The following is a 1,294-nucleotide window of genomic DNA, read 5'->3' on the forward strand; positions in this document are numbered from 1 at the left end:
GGTTCATCGCACTTTGCCGGGGAACGCATCCTTGATTTTGAGGAAGAAGTATGCCGAGTCCCGGAAACCGTAAGCCATCCGCTTGATAACTTTGATGCGGTTGTTGACACCCTCGAGGATGGACGAGTTCATGGGGTAGATGGAGGAAGCGAGAATGCCTCGGACGTATTTTCGTAGCCGCTTTGCAAACTGGATCACCGATGCGATCTCGCTCTCGAGGGCGAGGCGCATCCACCGTTTCCATCGGTGCGCGCCCTCGCGAACGGATGGCGCGAACCATATTTCCTTGAGTTCGGTTTTGAGCAAGTAGACTGTAGACAGAGGGGCGTTGGCCGCGAGCAGTTCGTTAAGTTTGATAGCATGTTCATCATCAAGGTTATCGCGATTGCGCAGCAGCAGCCAACGGCTACGCTTGATGACTTGGCGCTCTTTAGGGGCGTCGCGCAGCGCGTTGGCTTGGTCAACGCGCACCCGGTCGACTACCTCACGGCCAAAGCGCGCAACGACGTGAAAAAGGTCGTAGACGACTTCAGCGTTGAGGCATTGCGCACGCACTTCGAGATCCATTGCCGTGTTCATATCCATCGCCACGGCCTCGATTTGGGCGCAGCCTTCTGCGCCTAACGCCTCGAAAAATGGACGGATGGCCGCCCGACTATTGCCTTCGCCAACCCAGAGCACGCGCATGCGTTGAGCATCGAGAACGACCGTGGCATAGCGATGGCCTTTGTGCAAGGCGAATTCATCCATGACGAGGCGCCGCACGTCGCTGGCCGCGAACTGGCCGTGCAGGTGTTCTAACCGCTGTTGGTCAATGGCCTTGATCGTGTGCCAGTGCAGGCCTGTCAATTGGGAAACGTGCTTGATCGGCAGCAGCTGTACCAACGCCTCGACCCAGATGCGGACACGGTGGGTCATGCGCGATCGCCGGTCCAGCCAAGCGATATGCTCGGTGACGCGAGCATCGCAGTGGTGGCAGTCCAGGCGTCGGATTGGCACCCTCAGCCAAACCCGCCGGTCCAAAATATCCCGGTCCCGGATGCGTCGCCAGCGCCGTTCATGAACCAGCGCACAGGGCTGGCGACAACTACCGCAAAGTGTATCGGCATTCGGACAGGCATTGAGAACGATGAGCAGCGAATCATCGTCTTGTTCGACGACGGAATCGACAAGATACCCTTCCCAAAATGGAAGGGACGACATAACATTGAACATGGCGGCGAGAGTGGTAAGGTAATTGTTTTGTTTGGCGACATCAATTTACCAATTCAAAACCCTCGCTGCCACCCCCTTC

1 protein-coding gene is annotated in these 1,294 nt (G+C 57.1%); it reads right to left on the bottom strand.

The window, feature by feature from the left end; genetic code table 11:
- Positions 1 to 3: 3 nt before the first annotated feature.
- Positions 4 to 1,203 (bottom strand): ISL3 family transposase, encoded by a 1,200-nt coding sequence (locus tag ACQ4W7_RS29110; protein ID WP_426075179.1) that lies wholly within the window; start codon positions 1,201 to 1,203, stop codon positions 4 to 6.
- Between the last annotated feature and the right edge of the window lie 91 nt (positions 1,204 to 1,294).

It is taken from the genome of Janthinobacterium algoris (assembly GCF_051380935.1).
Lineage (GTDB): Bacteria > Pseudomonadota > Gammaproteobacteria > Burkholderiales > Burkholderiaceae_D > Janthinobacterium.